Origin of the sequence: Micromonospora sp. NBC_01405 (assembly GCF_045040155.1) — a bacterium.
Lineage (GTDB): Bacteria > Actinomycetota > Actinomycetes > Mycobacteriales > Micromonosporaceae > Micromonospora.
Genome location: NZ_CP109532.1, coordinates 712594 through 728272, shown reverse-complemented (window position 1 = coordinate 728272; position 15679 = coordinate 712594). Strand labels below are relative to the sequence as shown.

General features: G+C 72.7%; 12 protein-coding genes. 10 read left to right on the top strand and 2 right to left on the bottom strand.

What is annotated here, in order from left to right; all coding sequences use genetic code 11:
* Window positions 1–40 precede the first annotated feature (40 nt).
* From OG559_RS02430 to OG559_RS02415, 4 genes are all read left to right on the top strand, one after another.
* Complete coding sequence (locus OG559_RS02430) at window positions 41–1225, top strand: hypothetical protein (RefSeq protein ID WP_405111867.1); 1185 nt, start codon at window positions 41–43, stop codon at window positions 1223–1225.
* A complete protein-coding gene (locus OG559_RS02425; RefSeq protein WP_405111864.1) occupies window positions 1218–1967 on the top strand; it encodes a sugar isomerase domain-containing protein in 750 nt (249 codons plus the stop codon). The genes OG559_RS02430 and OG559_RS02425 overlap by 8 nt, the downstream gene beginning before the upstream one ends.
* Window positions 1968–2159: 192 nt before the next feature.
* Window positions 2160–2693, top strand: a complete 534-nt coding sequence (locus OG559_RS02420; protein WP_405111861.1) for a GNAT family N-acetyltransferase — start codon at window positions 2160–2162, stop codon at window positions 2691–2693.
* 139 nt (window positions 2694–2832) lie between these two features.
* Window positions 2833–4419 (top strand): mucoidy inhibitor MuiA family protein, encoded by a 1587-nt coding sequence (locus OG559_RS02415; protein ID WP_405116320.1) that lies wholly within the window; start codon window positions 2833–2835, stop codon window positions 4417–4419.
* A 56-nt stretch (window positions 4420–4475) separates the two neighbouring features.
* Here the strand turns inward: OG559_RS02415 and OG559_RS02410 are convergent, their stop codons facing one another.
* Complete coding sequence (locus tag OG559_RS02410; protein ID WP_405111858.1) at window positions 4476–6740, bottom strand: ATP-binding cassette domain-containing protein; 2265 nt, start codon at window positions 6738–6740, stop codon at window positions 4476–4478.
* Between the two features lie 62 nt (window positions 6741–6802).
* Here OG559_RS02410 and OG559_RS02405 point away from each other — a divergent pair, with 62 nt between their 5' ends.
* On the top strand, window positions 6803–7777 hold the full coding sequence (locus tag OG559_RS02405; protein ID WP_405111855.1) for a helix-turn-helix transcriptional regulator: 975 nt from the start codon (window positions 6803–6805) through the stop codon (window positions 7775–7777).
* 277 nt (window positions 7778–8054) lie between these two features.
* On the opposite strand, the gene OG559_RS02400 is transcribed toward OG559_RS02405, so the two are convergent.
* Window positions 8055–8540: a peptidase inhibitor family I36 protein gene (locus OG559_RS02400; RefSeq protein ID WP_405111852.1), complete on the bottom strand. Its 486-nt coding sequence runs from the start codon at window positions 8538–8540 to the stop codon at window positions 8055–8057.
* Window positions 8541–8761: 221 nt separating this feature from the next.
* Between OG559_RS02400 and OG559_RS02395 the strand changes: the two genes are divergently transcribed.
* The 5 genes from OG559_RS02395 (at window position 8762) to OG559_RS02375 (ending at window position 15562) form a co-directional block, all read left to right on the top strand.
* Window positions 8762–9985: a helix-turn-helix domain-containing protein gene (locus OG559_RS02395; RefSeq protein ID WP_405111849.1), complete on the top strand. Its 1224-nt coding sequence runs from the start codon at window positions 8762–8764 to the stop codon at window positions 9983–9985.
* Between the two features lie 164 nt (window positions 9986–10149).
* Entirely contained in the window at window positions 10150–10470 is a 321-nt protein-coding gene (locus tag OG559_RS02390; protein ID WP_396673119.1) for a putative quinol monooxygenase, read from the top strand.
* Window positions 10467–11693 carry a cytochrome P450 gene (locus OG559_RS02385; protein ID WP_405111845.1) on the top strand — a complete coding sequence of 409 codons (1227 nt, stop codon included), beginning with the start codon at window positions 10467–10469 and terminating at the stop codon, window positions 11691–11693. Before OG559_RS02390 ends, OG559_RS02385 begins: the two co-directional genes overlap by 4 nt.
* A gap of 202 nt (window positions 11694–11895) precedes the next feature.
* Window positions 11896–12579: a TcmI family type II polyketide cyclase gene (locus OG559_RS02380; RefSeq protein WP_405111842.1), complete on the top strand. Its 684-nt coding sequence runs from the start codon at window positions 11896–11898 to the stop codon at window positions 12577–12579.
* A 97-nt stretch (window positions 12580–12676) separates the two neighbouring features.
* Window positions 12677–15562 (top strand): M48 family metalloprotease, encoded by a 2886-nt coding sequence (locus OG559_RS02375; protein ID WP_405111839.1) that lies wholly within the window; start codon window positions 12677–12679, stop codon window positions 15560–15562.
* Window positions 15563–15679 lie beyond the last annotated feature (117 nt).

The following is a 15679-nucleotide window of genomic DNA, read 5'->3' as shown; positions in this document are numbered from 1 at the left end:
ACACGGGACGGCCCGCTTCGCGGTCGTGCCCGGAGAACCCATGGGTGGATACGTCGACCGATCCCAGGGCGTGCAGGGCGTGCTCGACCCGATCGAGGTCCACGTGGTGACCTTCGCCGACGACGGCCACCGGTTCGCTCTGGTGGTCGCGGACCTGGTCTGCGTGAATGTCGACGTCGTCGCTCGGATCCGGACCGCCATGCGGGGCATCGGTGTGTCCTCCTGCTGGGTTGCCGCCACGCACACGCACGCGGGCCCCGAGTCGGGCTGCTTCCCCGGCGGTGGGGTCACGCCAGGGCCCGTCGGCGACCGGCTCGTGGCCGCGTCACTCGCGGCCGCGCGCCACGCCATGGCATCCGAGCGGGCAGCCCGGCTCGGCGCCACCCGCACCCTGGTTTCCGGGCTCGCGGGCCGCCGTAACGTCGCGGACCCGCCGGCGATGGACATCCCCGTCGACACCATCGCGGTCACCGCGGGTACCGACGTGGTCGGCCTGATAGTGGTCTCCCCGGTCCACCCGACCGTCCTGCCCGCCGACAACAACCAGGTGAGCGCGGACCTGAGTGGCGGCATTCGCCGAGCATTGTCCGCACCCGACAGATGGGTGGTCGTCGCCACCGGCGCCGCCGGCGACATCAGTACCCGGCACACCCGCCAGGGATCCGGGCGACCCGAAGTGGACCGGCTCGGCGCCCTGGTAGCCGGTTGTGTGGAGCCGCCGCCACCCGTCGGTCACAACCCGGCGGCACCGGTACGGCCACCGGTCTCGCGGAACGTCCGGCTACGGCCCAAACAGCCGGCGGAGCTCGACGCGTCCGCCCGCCCGACCCCGCAGGTCGGAGACGGTCGGATCCGTCTGGTCCTGCAACAGGGGCTGCGGCTCGCGGAGGAGCAGGCGGCCCGCCGGCGCACCGAACCATATGTGGCCGAGGTCGCGGCGGTACACCTCGACGGGGTCACGATCGTCGGCGTGCCCGGCGAGATGTTCCTGGAACTGGGCGAAGCGATCCGCTCCGGGGCGGGGGACCAGGTTGCCGACGTCGTCGTCCTCGGCTACGCGAACGGCTACCTCGGCTACCTGCCCACCCGCGACACACCACCCTGCTACGAAACCTATGCCAGCCCGGTCAGCGCCGGCAGCGGCGAGATCCTCGTCGAGGCTGCCGTCGAGGCTGCCGTCGAGGCCGCCCGCGACCATGACCGTTCCAGGAGGAACAGTGTCTGAACCCGCCTACGCCGACATCGCCCGGAACGCACTCGAACAGATCCTCGCCACCCAACTCGGTGCGATCGAGTCGGCGGCCACGCTCGTTGCCGACGCGATCGCCGCCGGTGGTGTCCTGCAGACCTTCGGGACCGGCCATTCGCGGATCGTCACCCTCGAACTCGCGGCGCGCGCCGGTGGTCTCGTACCCGTCAGCATGCTGGCGGTCAAGGATCTCGTGATGTTCGGCGGCGCCGACCCGGGGCCGATCCTCGACCCGACGTACGAGCGCGAGTCCGGCCTGGCCGAGCGGATCTACGAGCTCGCCGCGCCCGCCACGCAGGACGTCTTCCTGATCGTTTCCAACTCCGGCATCAACGCCGCCGTGACCGAGATGGCGGCGCTGGCCCGTGAGCGGGCGCATCCGATCATCGCCGTCACCTCACTCGCACACACCCGCTCCGCCGGGGCACGTACGACCCAGGGAGCGCATCTCGCCGACCTGGCTGATGTGGTGATCGACAACCAGGCTCCGGCCGGGGACGCGGCACTGGAGATCACCCCGGAGGTCCGGATCGGGGCGATCTCGTCGTTCACCGGGGTGCTCATCGCGCAGCTCCTCACCGAACTGGTCTGCCGCCGCCTGCTGGAGCGCGGCATCAACCCGCCGGTGTACATATCCGCGAATCTCGCCTCGGGCGACGCGCGCAATGCCGACCTTCTGGAGCGGTACCACGGTCGGGTCCGCCCGATCGAACCCTGACTGCGCGTAGGTCAACGAGATCGCGTAGGTGGCCGTGGTGTGGTGCGGAATGTCGTTCGCGACGCCGCACCCATCGCGGCAACCATGGACGCTGCCCGGCGTCCGGCCCGAGCAGGCACCCACCGCCGCCCAGGCCCTGTCCAGCGAACAACCAGGTTGATCACGACAGGTCGCGTCGGGTAGGAACACGGCATGTTACGTGGCGACAAGATCGGGCTGCGGGCCCGACACGAAACCGACGTTCCCGTCCTGCAGTCCGAGCTCTACGACGACGTCGCGACCCGGTCAAAGGCCGACTCCCGTCCATGGCGTCCGATCGCACCCGGCTCCGCCGCGTCGCCGTACACGGTTTCCGGCCCCACCGACGATGCCGCGTGCTTCTCGGTGGTGCAGCTCGCCGATGACGAACTGGCGGGCGAGGCGCTGTTGTGGGGCATCGACCTGCATAACAGAATGGCGCACCTCGGAATCTCGCTGAGGCCGGCCTTCCGCGGCCGTGGGCTGGGCACCGACGTCATCCGGGTGCTGTGCCACTACGGCCTCGTGGTGCGCGGCCTGCACCGGTTGCAGGTCGAGACGCTGGCCGACAACGCCGCGATGATACGAGCAGCCACCCAGGCAGGGTTCGTGCCCGAAGGCACCCTGCGCCGTGCGGCCTGGGTGAATGGGGACTTCGCTGATCAGGTCATTCTCGGGTTGCTCGCCACCGAGTGGGACGCGAACTGACCGCAACCGCCATACGCGACCAACTGTCGGCGCCGAACCGGCTGCCGCACGAGGAGAGCCGGGGTGAAGAACCTCGTGGTTCGCCACGGGGCGTTGGGGTTACGAGCGCGGTCCGACTACCCTCGCCGCCGTGAAGGCAATGGAGATCGAAGCACCCATCGTCGGTGTCACCGTCTATCCGGACCGGGCCCGGGTCACCCGCCGGGGCAGCACCCGGTTGGCCGCCGGTGAGCACCGGGTACGTATCGCACCGTTGCCGCTGGGCCTGCGGCGGGACTCGCTACGGGTCGGCGGCCGGGGCGCGGCCACCGTGCTCGGTGTGGACGTGACGACGTGGCGGCAGGCGCGCAGCGCCGACGGGCAGGTACGCGGCCTGGAGCAGCGGCGCCGGGAGCTGGCCGACGAACTGGCCGAGGTCAACGACACGTACGAGATCGAGGAGCAGCGGGGGCAGTTCCTCGCCCGGCTGGCCGAACGGGCCGGCGGCACGTACGCCCGCGCGCTGGCCTCCGGCGACGCCGGCCCGACCGACGTGGCCACCTTCGCCGACTCGATGGCCGGTCAGCTCGCCGACTCCCAGAGCCGCCGGCGCGGGCTGGCCCGGCAGCGTACCGATCTGACCGAGGAACTGGCGGCCGTCGACCGGCAGCTCGACGCCGCGCACGGCAAGCGGGAGCCGGACCGGCTGGCCGCCGAGGTGACCGTGTCCGTGGACGCCGACGACGCCGAGCTGGACCTGGAGCTGACCTACCTGGTCGACGGGGCCCGCTGGCAGCCCTCCTACGACCTGCGGCTGGTCGACGACACCATGAACGTCACCTGGTTCGGCCTGGTCAGCCAGAACACCGGCGAGGACTGGCCGGAGTGCGTGCTCCAGCTCTCGACCGCCCGCCCGGCGGCGGCGGCCGGCGTACCCGAGCTGTCGCCCTGGTATCTCGACCGGGTCCGGCCGGTGCCGCCGCAGATGCCCATGTCGGTGGCCAGCTTCGACGCGCGGCCGGGACCTCCGCCGCCGCCGGGCGCGGCACCGCCCACCATGGGCGGTGCGGCCCGGTCCGGCGCACCGCGCCCCAGCGTGCGGGAGAGCGTCGCCGCGGTCGAGCAGGGGGTCACCGCGGCCACCTACCGGCCGGCCCGCCCGGTCGCGGTGCCGGCGGACGGCAGCGCGTACCGGGCCACCATCGCCGTACTGGACCTGCCGGCCCGGCTGGACCACGTGACCGTGCCGGTCCGCGCGGCCGAGGCGCACCTGCGCGCGACGGTACGCAACACCTCGGCACACACGCTGCTCCCCGGCGCGGCGGCGGTCTTCCACGGCGCTGACTTCGTCGCGGCCACCCGGTTGCCGATGTGGGCGCCCGGTGAGGAGACCGAACTGGCGCTCGGAGTGGACGACCGGGTGCGGGTGGAACGGAAACTGGGCCGGCGCGCCGACACCCGGGCCACGCTCGGCTCGACCCGGCGACGGGACGTGGAGTACCGGATCAGCGTGGCCAACCACACGCCCCGGCCGGCGAGCGTCGAGGTGCGCGACCAGCTTCCGGTGTCCCGCGACGAGGCAGTGGTCGTACGGGAACCCACCCTCGCCCCGCCGCCGGCCGAGCGCACCGAGCTGGGCGAGCTGACCTGGCGGCTGCGGCTCGCGCCGGGGGAGAGCGGCGAGATCACCATGGGCTTCCGGGTCGAACTCGCCAAGGGGGTCGAGCTGGCCGGCTGGCGCGAGTGACCGGGTAGGGAAGGGCCCCGGTGTCGGCGGTACGGACGCGGGATCGCGGGTGGGGCTCAGCGCGGGCGGGCAGCCGCCGCCGGTCCGCCGTGGGTGAGGGCCTGACACGTCGGGGTGGCCCGGCTCGTGTAGTCGGCTACGTGGCCCTCGAACAGGATGGTTCCGCCGTGCCTGCCGGGCCCGGGGCCGAGGTCGATCAGCCAGTCGGCCTGGCGGATGACGTCGAGGTTGTGCTCGATGACGACGACCGTGTGACCCTGATCGACCAGGCTGTCGAGGACGTGCAGCAGCGTGTCGATGTCGTTCGGGTGCAGCCCGGTGGTGGGCTCGTCGAGCACGTACGTGGTGGGCTGCTCGGCCTGACGGAGCTCCTTGGCGATCTTCACCCGCTGGCATTCCCCACCGGAGAGGGTGCTCAGGGACTGTCCCAGGCGCAGGTAACCCAGGCCGACGGCACCGAGCTGACGTAGGGCGTGGGAGATGCCCGCGTCGGGCAGTTGCGCCATGGCCTGGTCGACGGTGAGGTCGTCGACGTCGGCGATCGACAGTCCGTTCACGGTGTGGGCGAGGACCTCCGGGGTGAAGCGGCGGCCGTGGCAGGTCTCGCAGACGATCTCCTGGCCGTCCATGAACGCGAGGTCGGTGTGGATGACACCGAGCCCGGCGCAGTCGGGGCAGGCGCCGTCGGAGTTGGCGCTGAACAGGCCGGCCGGCACCTGATTGTGCCGGGCGAACAGCCTGCGGATCGCGGGGGCGATGCCGGTGTAGGTGATCGGGGTGGACCGGCGGTTGGTGCTGACCGGTTTCTGATCGATCACCGTCGCCTGGTGCTGGGCCGCCAGCTCGTCGGCGAGACTGGATTTGCCGGAGCCCGCGACGCCGGTGAGGACCGTCATCACGCCGGTCGGGAACCGCACGGTGACGTGCCGCAGGTTGTTGCGGCTGACGTCGGCGACGGTGAGGCTCCCCGTGGCGGGGCGTGGGGTGAGCTTCGCCGGCCGGTGCTGGGCCAGGGCTCGGCCGGTCGGCGTGTCGGCCTCGCGGAGCTGGGCGAAGGTGCCTTGGAACACGAGCTGCCCGCCGGCGGCACCAGCGCCGGGGCCGACCTCGATGATCTGGTCCGCGTGGGCCATCACGGCGGGGTCGTGCTCGACGACGAGGACGTTGTTCCCGCTGTCACGTAACCGCTCCAGAAGCTTGATCACGGATTCCACGTCGGTGGGGTGCAGTCCCACGGTCGGTTCGTCGACGACGTAGGTCATCTCGGTGAGGCTGGAGCCGAGGTGCTTGACCGTCTTGATCCGTTGCGACTCTCCCCCGGAGAGGGTGGTCGTCGCCCGGGAGAGCGTGAGGTAGCCGAGCCCGATCGTGCTCATCGCCTCCAGCCGGGCGGTCAGGGCCGTCACCACGGGCGCGACGCGGACGGAGGTGATCGTCCGGACGAGGCGCACGAGTTCGTTGATCTCCAGGCGGGACATCTCGCCGATGGTGTGGTCGAGCACGGTGGCCGTTCGCGCCGCCTTGTTGAGTCGGTCGCCGGCGCACTCCGGGCAGGTCCGCGCCCGGGTGAACTGGCGGATGACGCCCTGCTTGCGTTCTGACAGGTTGTCGGAGGTGTGCAGGTAGATCCGCTCGAACCGCTCGACGATTCCCTCGTAACCCCTGGGGGGCTTGCGGCCCAGCCCGGCCGCCGCCTGCCCGCCGTACAGCAGCGCTTCCCGTTCCGAGGGGGACCACTGCCGCAGCGGGGTGTCGGCGTCGAAGACGCCGATATCGGCGTACTGGGCGTACCAGTAGTTACCTGTGCCGAACCCGGGTAGCCGGATCGCGCCCTGTGCGAGGGACCTGTCCAGGTCCAGGAAGCGCTCGACCGCGCTGACCACCACCTCGCCGAGCCCGGAGCAGGTCGGACACATGCCGGCCGGATCGTTGAAGGAGAAGCGGTTCGACTCACCCACGTGGGGCTGACCGAGGCGGGAGAACAGGAGCCGCAGGTAGGTCCAGGCGTCAGTGATCGTGCCGACGGTCGAGCGGGTGTTGCCGCCGATCCGGCGCTGGTCGATGACGATCACCGGAGTCAGGCCCTCGATGTGCTCCACGTCCGGACGGGTCCACTTCGGCAGCCGGTTCCTGGCGAAGGGCGGGAAGGTCTCGTTGAGCTGGTACCCCGCCTCCGCCGCGATCGTGTCGAACACCAGCGAGGACTTCCCCGAACCGGATACGCCGACGAGGACGACCAGGCGGTTGCGGGGGATGTCGAGATCCACGTCGCGCAGATTGTTCGTGCGGGCCCCGCGAATGCTGACGTTTCGCTGCTTCATGACCACGACGCTACGAGCAGATGTGGTCACATCCTGACCGCGACCGCAGGGAGAATGGGGTGATGGCGGACGTCACGGAACGCGTACTGGCCCTGTTGGCGACCCTGCAGACCGGCCGGTCGTTCAGCGGCGACGAACTGGCCCGGCGGCTGGGCGTCAGCCCCCGCACCCTGCGCCGCGACGTCGACCGGCTACGGAGGTACGGCTACCCCGTCGAGACCCACCCGGGGCCGGGCGGTTACTACCAGCTCACGGCCGGTCGCACGATGCCCCCGCTCGTCCTCGACGACGACGAGGCGGTCGCGACCCTGCTCGGGCTCGCCTCTCTCGCGGCCACCGGGGCTGCCGGGAACGGGGGACTCGATGACGCCGCGACCCGCGCCTACGGCAAGCTGGACCAGTTCCTCCCCGCCCGACTGCGTCCTCGGGTGGCCTCCGTCCGTGCCAGTCTGGAGACGGGTGCCCGACCGGCTCCGAGCGTGTCCACCCGCCAGCTCAGCCTCATCGCCGAGGCCATCGCGCAGCGCGAGACGATCTCGTTCACCTACGTCGACGCCCGGGGTGAGCGAACGGATCGACGCGTGGAGCCGTACCGGCAGGTCCATCACCTGCTGCGCTGGTACCTGCTGGGCTGGGACGCCGGGCGTGCGGACTGGCGCGTGTTCCGCCTGGACCGCGTCACCGACCCGGTACGAACCGGCACCCATCACGTGCCACGCCCGCTGCCGGCCGAGTCGGCCCTGGCATACCTGCGACAGGGACTCGACCGGGGCGGACAACCGGTCCGGCTCCTGGTGAAGGCCCCGGCCACCCGCGTCGTGGACGCCCTGAGGCACCAGGATGCCGAGATCCGTCCCGTGGACGATCAGCAGACCGAGGTCTTCCTCAACCTGGACTCGTGGCAGTGGCTGGTGCTGAACCTCGCCTTCCTCGACGCGGAATTCCGGATCGACGAGGGAGTGCAGTTCGCCGCCGCCTGCCGCGCCTTCGGTGAGCGCCTCAGGACCGCGACGTCAGCGGTCACCCTCGCTGACTGAACCGTGGAGATCGTTTGGTCCGGCGTCGGCGTGTCGGTGTTCGGTGGACCGCGATTTCTCCGGTAAATGCCTGCTCATCGGGGGGCCGCGAGCCCGCGGAGGCCCGTCAGGTCGAGGACGCGATGGTCGTCGCCGGGCAGGCGGATCGCCAGCAGCACCTGACGGACGGCGGACGTAGGACGGGCTCCCGGACGGAGTCGAATCCGTCCGGGAGCCCTCTCAGCCGACATATCGGTGGTGGTGCGAATTCAGCGGTTGCCGACCGGCCGGCTGCCGGTCAGGAGAACTTGATCGAACCCGCCCGGTTGCCCCACCCGTCGCCGATGTTGCCGAGCACGGGTGCCTGGTCGATCCAGGTCGACGACGCGCCGGTGAAGTTGATCCCGTCGAAGAGCTTCACGTCGCACTGGTGATAGGTGTGCACCGAGCTGATCTTGTTGTTCAGGTCGCCCGCCGCGGTGCTGCGCAGGTCGTCCCACTGCAACTCGGCGTCGTAGGCCGGCGTGCACTCCTGGTTCTGGACCCAGGCCAGCACCGTGCCGGTGTAGTTCGCCCCGGTGTAGGTGCGGGCGATGACCAGACTGGCCTGGGCGCCGACCGCGCGCAGCGCCCGGTCCTCGCTGCTCGCGCAGGTCACCGCCCCGGTGTCGAGGTTGACCGCGCAATTGCGCTGCGGCGCTGCGGCGGCGGGCGCGGCGAACGTGCCGAGCAGGCCCAGGGCGCCGAGGGCCGTACCGGCCATGGTGGCCATTCGTGCCTTCATCGTCTTCTCCTTCGTTTCGGGAACGGGTGCGGAGCGTCGATGACGTCCCGGGTCCATTGCTAGTCGCCGACCCGCTTGATCGGGACGCCCACGGGTTTGGGTCAATCAATTCCGGACAATGTGTGTTCACCAGCGGCAACGCGACAGCCGCCCGGTCCGGCTGGACAGCGTCGGCAACGATGAATCGGATTTGCTCGGAGTTCTGGGTGAAAGGGAACTGAGTGGCTCGTCAGGAGAGACCCGTCGATCCGACCGCCGGCCCGGTGCAGGCCCTCGCCTACGAACTGCGCAAGCTCCGCGCCGAGGCGGGCAACCCCACCTACCGTCAGCTCGCCAGATCCGCCGGCTACGGCGCGACGACCCTGTCGGAGGCGGCCGGCGGAACCCGCCTGCCGACCCTGGAGGTGCTGCTGGCCTACGTGGGCGCGTGCGGGGGCGACCCCGACGAGTGGGGGCGGCGCTGGCACGAGACGGCGGAGCGGGTGCGCCCGGCGGAGCCCGTTCGGCAGGTTGTCGGAGAACGGGACGGCGACCCGGAGGGGGGCGGTGGCGCGGGTACGGAGGGCGGTAGCGCGGGCACGGAGGGCCCGGAACCGTCGGCGGTTGCGCCGTCCGGTGTGCGGCGGCCCGGGAACGGGCCACCCCGTCTGCGGTGGGTCGTACCCGTCGTCGCAGTTACGGCCGCCGCGATCGTCACCGTCGTCGCGGTGGTCGAGCTGCCGGACGACGGTCCGACGGCACCCGGCACGGCGCGCTGCCCCTCCGTGCCGGACGGGGCCGCCTTCACCGGGGTGACCTACGGGAGCGGCGCCCACGTACGCGACGGGGCGGCCCGGGACGACTCCCTGCTGACCACCATCCCGCCGGACTGCACGGTCGGCTTCACCGGCTTCTGTGTCGGCGAGAAGGTCTACGACAACACCGGCGGCATGCCGGACGTGCGCTGGTTCAAGGTGGCCGGCGGCGGGGTCGTCTCCTCCGCGGTCGTGCACGGCAACCCACCGCGTGACCTGCCGGCGTCGGACTGTCGCAACGGCCGTCCGACCTCGACCAGCCTCGAACTGTCCGTCGTCACCGGGGCGGGCCGCTCCGGGATCGTGACGGTGCGGGCCACCGGCAAGGACCTGTACGTCGTGGGCTTCGCCACCTCCACGGGGGACCCGGGATCGTCCGGCGAGCGAACCTGGCGGCAGGTCAGGCTGGCCGACGTGCGGGATCCGACCGTCGGGGCGAGCGTCCGGCTCGACGCGCTGCCGGGCCCCTCGGCCCGTGGGCCGGTCGTCCTGGTCGCTGCCGCCTGCCTCGGCGGGGACAGCCCGACCGGTCTGGTGCGGGCCCGTCAGGTTCGGCCGGAGGATCCGCGCGGGGCGGTGCCGGTGACGCTCGACCAGCGGCAGCAGGCCGAGGCGGCCGGGTCCGCCTGCCGCTATCCCAGCCGGGGGTGAGGGGCGGGCCGGGCGGGGCGGGCGTCACCCGGCTGTCACCGGTGGCCCACATTTTCTGGCGCACCGTGACGCTGGGGTGACGCTCAGCCCCGCAGACTCCATTCGCACAGGGCCGGCGAAGGAGACCTCATGATCGGAATGCGGCGGGTGCCCGGAGGCACGGGATGACGGGCGTGCGCACGGTGCTCGCGATGCGCACCAGGGAGGGCTGTGAGCAGCGGTTCGAGGCCGAGTGGCTCTCGGCCGCCGAACAGATCCGCACCCTCGACGGGTGCCTGCGTCAGGACCTGGTCCGCGACGCCGAGGACCCGCGCAGCTACCTGATCATCAGCGACTGGGCGGACCGGGAGCGGTTGGACGCCTTCGGCCGCAGCGAGCAACGGGACCGGCTGCTGCGCGTGGTCCGTGACCTTCGCGAGTCCGCGCAACGGCACACGTACCAGGTCCTGCACGTCCTGCGGAGCGAGCCCGAGGAGTCGCGATGACCGAGCACCCCGTCCCCGCGTCGGAGCTGTACACCGACGAGTTCGCCGCCGACCCGTACCCCAGCTACGCCCGGCTGCGGGAGGACCGGCCCGTCTGCCCGGTCAGCTCGCCGCGGTTCGACTCGTACCTGATCAGCAGGTTCGACGACGCCCGGACGGCGCTGACCGACCCGAGGCTGTCCAAGGACCTCTACGGGCCGGGCCAGCACTACCTGCGGATCTTCGGGCCGAACTCGGAGGGGTTGAACAAGAACATGCTCAACTCGGATCCGCCGGAGCACACCAGGCTGCGCCGGATCGTGTCGCAGGCGTTCGCGCCGCGCCGGATCGAGGCGCTGCGCCCCCGCGTGGCGGAGATCGTGGACACGCTGCTCGACCGGATCGTCCCGCAGGGCGGGTGCGACCTGATGCGCGACTTCGCCATCCCGCTGCCGATGCTGGTGATCAGCGACCTGCTCGGGCTTCCGGAGTCCGACCACGAGCGGGTCCTCGACTGGACGCAGGTGATCAGGACGTCCGGGTCCGCCAACCGCAGCCCCGAGAAGGACCGGGCCGCCGTGCAGGAGGCCCAGCTACGCCTGCACCACTACCTCATCGACCTGGTGCAGGCCAAGCGCGCGCACCCCGCCGACGACATGATCGGCGCACTGGTCGACGCCTGCGACCGCGACGGGGAGCTGACCGAGCAGGAACTGGTCACCACCACCTTCCTGCTGCTGTTCGCCGGGCACCAGACCACCGCGGACTTCATCGGCAACGCGACGGTGGCCCTGCTCACCCACCCCGACCAGCTCGAACTGCTGCGGGCCAGGCCGGAACTGCTGCCGTCGGCGATCGAGGAGCTGCTGCGGTTCGACGGCCCGTTGCCGGTGGCCAGCCCGAGGATCGCCACCGAGGACGTCGAGTACCAGGGGGTGTGCATCCCGCGCGGATCGGTCGTCGGCGTGGCGATCAACTCGGCGAACCACGACCCGGAGCACTTCGCCGACCCGGACCGGCTGGACGTCCGCCGCGAGCGCGCCCCGCACATCGGTTTCGGCTACGGCGTGCACTACTGCCTGGGCGTCTCGCTGGCCCGGATGGAGGCGCAGATCGGCATGGGGACGCTGCTGCGCCGGCTACCCGGGCTGCGGCTCGGGGTGCCGGTCGCCGAGCTGCGCCGGCTGCCGGCGGCGTCGCCGTTCCGTGGCCTGTTGGAGCTGCCGGTCCGGTTCGCCGCCTGACCCGCCCGGTGGCCCGGCCGCCCCGATCCGGGTCCGCCCGACCCGTGTCCGCCTGATCCATGTCCGCCCGGTTCGCGTCCGCCCGGTTCGCGTCCGCCCGGTTCGCGTCCGCCCGGTTCGCGTCCGCCCGGTTCGCGTCCGCCCGGTCCATGTCCACCGGTCCATGCCGCCCGGTTCACGTCCATCCACCTGAGGAGCAGCCATGATCTACCGGTCCGTGATCGTCTGCCACATCGTCCCCGGCAGCGAGGGCACCGTCGGCGACGTCTTCGGCTACTACGACAAGACGACCCGACCGCAGGATCTCGGCGTGATCGGCCGGACCCTGCTGTCGCTGGACGACCTGTACATCCACGTGATCGAGCGCAACGTGGACCCGAAGGCGTCGCTGGGCAAGGCCCGGGGACTGCCCGCGTTCCAGCAGATCGCCGAGGCCATCGCCCCGTACGTGACGCCATATCCGAAGAATTGGCAGAACCCGTCCGACTCCGTCGCCACGGAGTTCTACAGCTGGGCTCCGGCCGAGGGCTCGGTGCCCGCGTCGGAGTCGGACGACGGGAACATGACCGTCATCGTCGCCCGGATCAAGCCAGGGGCGGAGCCCAACGTCGCGCGGGTGTTCGCCGAGTCCGACGCGGGATCGCTGCCGGTCGAGCTGGGCGTCACCGGGCGCTGGCTGTACTCCATCGACGACGTCTACCTGCACCTGCTGGAGCGCACCGACGCGGCGTTCGCCCAGGCCATGCGGGAAAGCCACGCCAAGCCGGCCTTCGCCAAGATCATGGAGGACCTGAACACGTTCATCACCCCGTACAACCCGGAGACCTGGCGCGGCCCGGAGGACGCGGTGGCCAAGGAGTTCTACCGCTGGCGCGCCGCGGACTGAGGCCCCCGACGCCGGGGATCGCCGACCCGACAGCTTTCGCGCCCTCATCCACCTACGCTCAGCCGACCACCGTCGACAGCGGAGCGGATGGTGAAGCGTGGTGGGACAGCCCTCCTCCGCCGTCACCGGGGCCGAACCCGGTATGCGCTGGCTGCACCTGCTGGTGCTGCTCGCCCTCGTGGCCGTGGGGGTGGGCGCCGGCGACATGGTGTTCGTCGTCCACAACCTCGGGCACTGGGGCGAGGTGCAGGCGTGCGCCGCCCTGCACGACCTGCCGCCCGACGGCGGGCAGGTCGCCCGACTGCTGGGCCGCAGTGCCGAGTACGACCGCTGCGCCGCCGCGTTCGAGGCCACCCGCCAGGCGGCGCAGCTCGCCGGTGGGACGGCGATGCTGGTGCTGGCGGGGCTGGTCGTGTTCCTCGACGGCCTGTCGGTGCGGCTGGGGCTGTCCCGCCGGGGCCGGCGCCGGCCCCCCGACGGGGACGCGTCGACGCGAATCAGGCAACGGTTCGAATTCTGGTGCGACGAGCTGGGGCTGCGCGGCCGGGCCCGCCCCAGGGTGGTCGTCGCGCCGGTCGGGGCAGCCGACGCGCAGGCGTACACGACCGCCGTCCCGTACGGCCGGGCCGTCGTCGTGGTGCCCGTCGTCCACGCGTACGGCCGCCGGGACGTCCTCGACCTGGTGGTGTTGCACGAGCTGGCCCACGTCAGGGCCAGGGAGGTGTCGTGGGCGTCGGCGACGTGGTGGGCCGGGTGGCTCGTCGTGCCGGCGCTCCTCTCGGCCATGGCCCCGGTGCTGGTCGCGCCGGCCGCCGTGACCGGGTCGTACGCCGTCTCGCTGTCGATCGCGGCCGGGGCGGCGACCGCGATGCTGATCCTGCGCGCCGCCGTGCTGCGCCGCCGCGAGCATGCCGCCGACCGGTTCGCCGTCGCCTGGGGGGACCTGCGGGACGCGCTGGTCGCCGCCGCCGACGACGGGGAGGCCACCGACCGTCCGGCGCGGTGGAGGCCGGGCCGGCTGTTCGCCACCCATCCGGACCCGTCCGGCCGGGTCGCGGCGCTGGGGCGCGACGACCGGTGGGAGGGCGGCTTCGCCGTCGCGGCCGTCATCGGGCTGGCGGCGATGTCCGCCCTGCAGAGCGCCCGCCGCGTGCTGCTGCACACCCCCGACACGCCCCTCCCGCTCGGCGTGGACAAGGAGGACCTCGCGGTGGCGGTCGCCGCGCTCGTCTGGGCGGCGGCGACGATCCCGATCTGGATCCACCATCCCGCGCCCACCCGGCGTCGCTGGTGGGCCCGGGTGCTCGGGGCCGCCGTCGGTCTGGCGGCCGGGTGCGCCCTGCCCGGTGTCGGGACGACCGCGTCGATCTACGCCACGTTCGCGGCCGGGTTCGGGCCGGCCGCGCTCGCCTGGCTGGTACCGGCGCTCGCCGGTGTCACCGCGCTCGCGGCCGGGCTGGCCGAGGCGGTGGCGGCCCTGCCCGGCGGCGTCCGCCGCGTCGCGGCGGCGCTCCTGTCGGTGCTCGGCATGGCGGTGCTGCTGACCGCGGTGGCGCTCACCGCCACGCTGCTGCTGTACGGCCACTGGGCGTGGCGCAGCGTGGCCATCGACCGGGTCCTGTGGAGCACGCCGGGTCGCCTCCAGAGCTGGGCCGCCGTGGCGCTGGTGGCGGCCTGCGTCCTGCCGGTCCTCGCGGGGGCGAGCGGCCGAGGGGGCCGGTGGTCGGTGCGCCGGCTCGCCCCGCTGGTGGCGGTCGCCGGCATCGCGGCGGGGCTCGTCGGCGCGGCTGCCGCGCCGCTCGCCGACCGCCTCGTCGGCGACGACGCCCCGTTCTTCCTGCTGTCCACCGGCTGGTGGGCGTGCGCGGCGGCGGGATGGGTGGTGGCGCTGGCGCTCCTGCTGTCGCTGGGGGCGCGCGGCCCCGACGGCGGGGTGGCCGTCGCCTGGCTGGCCGGCGCGGGTGTCACGGCCGTGAGCGGTGCCGTCCGGTACGCCGGGGAGGTGCTCGCCGGCCGAGGCCCCGCCCACCCGCTCACCTTCGTGCAACGGCCGTGGTGGCTGCTGACGGCCCTGGTGCTCTTCTCCACCCCGGCAGCGGTGCTGGTCCGGGACGTCGTGGCGGCGCGGCGGGAGCGGGTGGGACGCCCGCCGGTGCCTCGCCGGGCCTGGCCGGTACCCGTGGCGACCCTCGCCGGAGCCATAGCGGTGGCCTGCGTCGCGGCGCTCGGCTGGACCGTGCCGGTCACCGGCCGACAGGGCGACCTGGCCCGGCTCCGGGCGGCGCGCGTGGACCCCGCCGCGGCGGACGGCGGCCGGGGCCGTCCCGCGGGCACCGCGCCCGGCCGGCCGCTCACCCGGCAGGGAGCCGACGCCGTGCTGGCGCAGGCGCGACGCGGCCTGCCGTCGGACTGGCCGCCGACCCGCACGGCCGCGTGGACCGGCACGGACGACCCGGCGACCGTGCGGCCGAAATCGTGTGCGGACCGGTTCGCCGCCGTCCGGCAGGCCGAGGATCGGCGCGCGGCGGCGACCACCCGCGAGGTCAGGCTGCAGGTGCCGGCCGGCGTCCTGCCACCGCTGGGGGCCACGCTGCACCTGCGGCTGACGTCGTACCCGTCCGCCGACGCGGGGAAGCAGGTCGTCGCCGAGGCCGGGGACACCGTGGCGGCCTGCCCCCGCTGGTCGGTGCCGGCGCCGCTCGCCGACGACGGGGTGTCGCGCCGGTGGGCCATCGCCATGCCGGCGCCGGACCTGCCGTACGACAGTTGCCGGACCAGGCTCACCGATTCCTCGTCCGTCGGCGGTCTTCCCGCGGTGACCGGCGGGGCGCTGGTCGTGGTGGGGATCGGCCACAACGTGGCGGTGGCGGAGATCGCGTACGGGCGGCCCTTCCGGGACCAGTTGGAGCCGAAGGAGCAGGGTCTGCTCGACGACCTCGCGGTCGTGGCGGCCCGGCTGATCGTGAACGCCCTCGACTCCTGAGGGCATCCGGGTGCGTACGGACGGCCACCCGCCCGGACCGCTCGGCCGATCCCGGTCAGCGGGCTGTGACTGTTCTGCTACACAGGTTCCAGGTACCCCGACGGCTTCCCGCTCCAC